Genomic DNA, 3,542 nt, shown 5'->3' with positions numbered 1-3,542 from the left:
GAGCTCCATCCTCTCCCCCCAGAACGTGAAATCGACATGCTCCTTGCAACCGGTGAACAGGTGTCCATTGCCCTTCTCTCCATAGCTCTCTTTGCTCGGGGAATTTCTTCCATCTCCCTCACCGGAGGGCAAGCAGGCATCATCACCACCGATACGCACACCAAGGCCCGCATTCTTCGGGTACAGGTTGAGCGGATCCTCCGCCACCTCGAGGAGGGTAGAGTCGTCATTGTGGCAGGTTTTCAGGGAATCACCGAAAAAGGGGATATCACCACCCTTGGGCGAGGAGGGAGCGATACCACAGCCTGCGCCTGGCGGCAGCCTTACACGCCGATGTGTGCGAGATTTACACTGACGTTGAGGGAGTTTTCACTGCCGATCCTCGCATCGTTCCGAAGGCCCGCAAAATACCTCGCATTTCTTACGATGAAATGTCCGAAATGGCGAATCTCGGGGCAAAGGTTCTCCAGCTGCGGGCAGTGGATTTTTCTCGGCTCTACGGAGTTCGGGTTCATGTCCGTTCAACCTTCTCGGAGAATGAGGGGACGTGGGTTGAGGAGGTAGAGAACGTGGAGGACGTAAAGGTGCGGGCCATAACCCACAGCCTCGATGTCGTGAAGGTCGTGCTCCTTGGAGTTCCAGATGAACCCGGAGTGGCAGCCCTGGTGCTCCGAACCCTTGCAGATTGTGCGGTATCCCTTGATATGATCATCCAAAGCGAAGGACGGGAAGGAAAAAAGGACATCGCTTTTGTGGTCCCTGAAGAGGACAAGGGAAAAGTTCAGAGGGCACTTGAGAATCTGCGAAAAACACTCCCTTTCGAGGGCGTGAAATTCGATGAAAAGGTGGGGAAAGTATCCGTTGTGGGAGCAGGAGTGGCAAGCGATCCCCATATCGCCTTTCGTATGTTCGACACCTTAGCACGACAGGGAATCAACATCGACATGATCAGCACTTCGAACCTTCGAATTTCCTGCCTCATTCCAAGGGATCGGGTTGCCGATTCTGTTCGGGCACTCCACGAGACATTCATAGAGGATAGCGAGGTGATGCTCCGTGAGGACTCTTAGAGTTGCAGTGGTTGGTGCCACGGGCGCTGTAGGCCAGGAAATGCTCCGTATCCTTGAAGAACGAAACTTCCCAGTGGGTGATTTGAGACCTTTGGCCTCGCCTCGTTCACTGGGAAAGAAAGTTCGCTTCAAGGGAGAGGATATCCCCGTAGAGGTCCTGAGTCCTTCAAGCTTCAAGGGGTGCGATCTTGCCCTCTTTAGTGCTGGGGCTTCGGTGAGCCGGGAGTTTGCTCCTTGTGCCACCTCAAGTGGATGCCTGGTCATAGACAATTCCTCGGCGTTTCGTCTTGAGGACGATGTTCCGCTCATCGTTCCGGAGGTGAACCCCCACCGTGTCCATGACGTGAAGAGAAGAGGCATCATCGCCAATCCGAACTGCACCACAATCATCTCCATTGTTCCCCTCAAGCCGCTCCACGATTACGGGAAAATCCGCCGCATTGTTGCCGCAAGTTACCAGGCAACCTCTGGAGCAGGAGCCCAGGCTATGCGAGAACTCGAAGAGCAGGTCATCGCCTACGCTCAGGGGAAACCCCTTGAGGTTAAGGTATTCCCGTATCAAATTGCCTTCAACCTCATCCCCCAAATCGATGTATTTTTGGAGAACTTCTACACCAAAGAGGAAATGAAAATGGTCTGGGAAACCAGAAAAATCATGGAAGACCCCACCATCCAGGTCACAGCAACCTGTGTTCGGGTTCCTGTTTTTCGGGCTCACTCGGTAGCCCTCAACATTGAAACGGAGCGGAAAATCACTCGAGAGAAGGCCATTGAGCTCCTCTCGAGTTTCGAGGGAGTGGTTGTCCAGGATGACCCACAGAACCGCTCCTATCCCATGCCACTTTTTGTAGCCGGAAAGGACGCATGCTACGTGGGACGAATACGGGAAGATATTTCCTCAGAGCGAGGGCTTAACCTCTGGGTTGTGGGGGACCAACTCCGCAAGGGTGCCGCTCTCAACGCCATTCAGATTGCCGAACTCCTCCTCAAAGAGGGAATCCTTTAAGCTTTGCGATGCGCTCCTTTTCGGAGAGAACCCTACCGTTTTCATCGACAGCGTAGAGAACACCATCAATAATTCTCGTCTGCACCTTTCCCAAAGCCCAGGGGTTTCCTGCAAGGTGGGGTGCATCAAAAAAGCCCTTCTCAACCGCCATGCTCAGGACTCCTGGGTTAAGGAAAGGATCTCCTTCTTTGTCCTTTCCGAGGCACCGCACAGCCTCAAGGAGGATAAGGGCTTCGTTCTTTATCCGTTCCCGGTGCTCCTCAACGAAAGAATCCCTCGTGACATCGGGCAGGTCGAAGAGAGCATCTCGGAAAACCCCCTGAACGATGTGGGCACTCTCAATGACCTCCTCGGGACGGGCAAGGTGGTCTCCCTCTGAGAAATTCACAACGTGGACAATGTGGGGTTTGAGGAAAAGACCAAGAAACGTCGAGGCCGCAAGCTGCCCTTTGGCCATGTCAAGGTGAGGAGAAAAGTGGGCCAACCCTCCGCGGATCTGGGTGAAGATCGTAAAGTTTTCGTCTTCGAGAGCAGCAATAAGGTCCTTCTTGGCAAGCATTTTCGCCAAGTCTGCCCGAGGAGAAATTCCAGGCGGGGTGTTCAGCATGTACTGCGCCACGTAGTACCGGACTCCGAGTTTTTTGGCAATGTACGCCCCAAGGAAGAAGGAAGCCACTGCAACACTATCCGGAGCGTCCCGAAGGCTCCACTGGTGGGCATCGTTGACTTCAAGAGGAACACCAAGCTCCGCATAGGTTGCCATCGCCTCGAGATTCTCTTCAATAGCCCGGGGGAGAGGTCTTCTGGAACGCCCGTCGAGCTCACTGTACCAGAAAACGGGTACCGCTCCCCAGGCGATGTGGATTGTCTCGTGAAGGAGATGCGCCCACTCTCTGAGGTGGTTCGTTCCGCTGTAGCAGCGGAGAAGAGGAAAATTCCCGGTCCGAGAAGCTTCAAAGATGGCAACGAGGTCCTCTCTCCTTCTTAGGGGAACTCCCCCGGCGCCTTTGTGGGTTTCGTCCATAAGGTGGGGCTCAAAGAAGAATTCCTGGGCATTCTGGTCCGGGCCAAGAGAGATGACATCGACAACCTTTGCCTCGCTTATGCGCCGTACACCCTCGACGGTCTCTGCAACCGAGGGAAGGCCAAAGTGGTGTCGGAGGAGGGGAAAAGGATGCTTTGCGGCAATTCTCTCGGGAAGAGTTTGAGGGTAGAGTTCCTCCTCTTTGCTCTCGCAAGAGGTGGTGAGACTTGCCACAATCTCCGAAAACGGCTCCTTCCCCGTGAAAATGTAGGCGAAAAGGCCGGTTTCTCGAGCCACGGGCTCAATTTGGGGGGTGCAACTCAGCATCCAGGTAACACCCGAGAGATTGTGCTCCACCACAAGCTCTTTGAGTTTTTTGAAGAGCTCCCTTGCCACGCCTTCGGTAAGGCGGTACCCAACCATGACTGCAGAGGGGCCTTCC

General features: G+C 54.4%; 1 protein-coding gene and 2 pseudogenes (1 of these 3 running past the window's edge). 2 read left to right on the top strand and 1 reads right to left on the bottom strand.

Going from position 1 to position 3,542, the window contains the following annotated elements; translation table 11 throughout:
* Positions 1-1,070 (top strand): annotated as a pseudogene (locus H5U36_06145) (aspartate kinase).
* A complete protein-coding gene (locus H5U36_06140) occupies positions 1,057-2,076 on the top strand; it encodes an aspartate-semialdehyde dehydrogenase (protein ID MBC7217717.1) in 1,020 nt (339 codons plus the stop codon). Before H5U36_06145 ends, H5U36_06140 begins: the two are co-directional and overlap by 14 nt.
* Here the strand turns inward: H5U36_06140 and H5U36_06135 are convergent.
* Positions 2,057-3,542 (bottom strand): annotated as a pseudogene (locus H5U36_06135) (methionine synthase); it runs 160 nt beyond the window's last position. The gene H5U36_06140 and the pseudogene H5U36_06135 overlap by 20 nt on opposite strands.

It is taken from the genome of Candidatus Caldatribacterium sp. (genome assembly GCA_014359405.1).
Taxonomy (GTDB): Bacteria; Atribacterota; Atribacteria; order Atribacterales; family Caldatribacteriaceae; genus Caldatribacterium; species Caldatribacterium oleiphilum.
The sequence above is the reverse complement of the archived record's forward strand: the minus strand, read 5'-3'. Positions and strand labels throughout refer to the sequence as shown.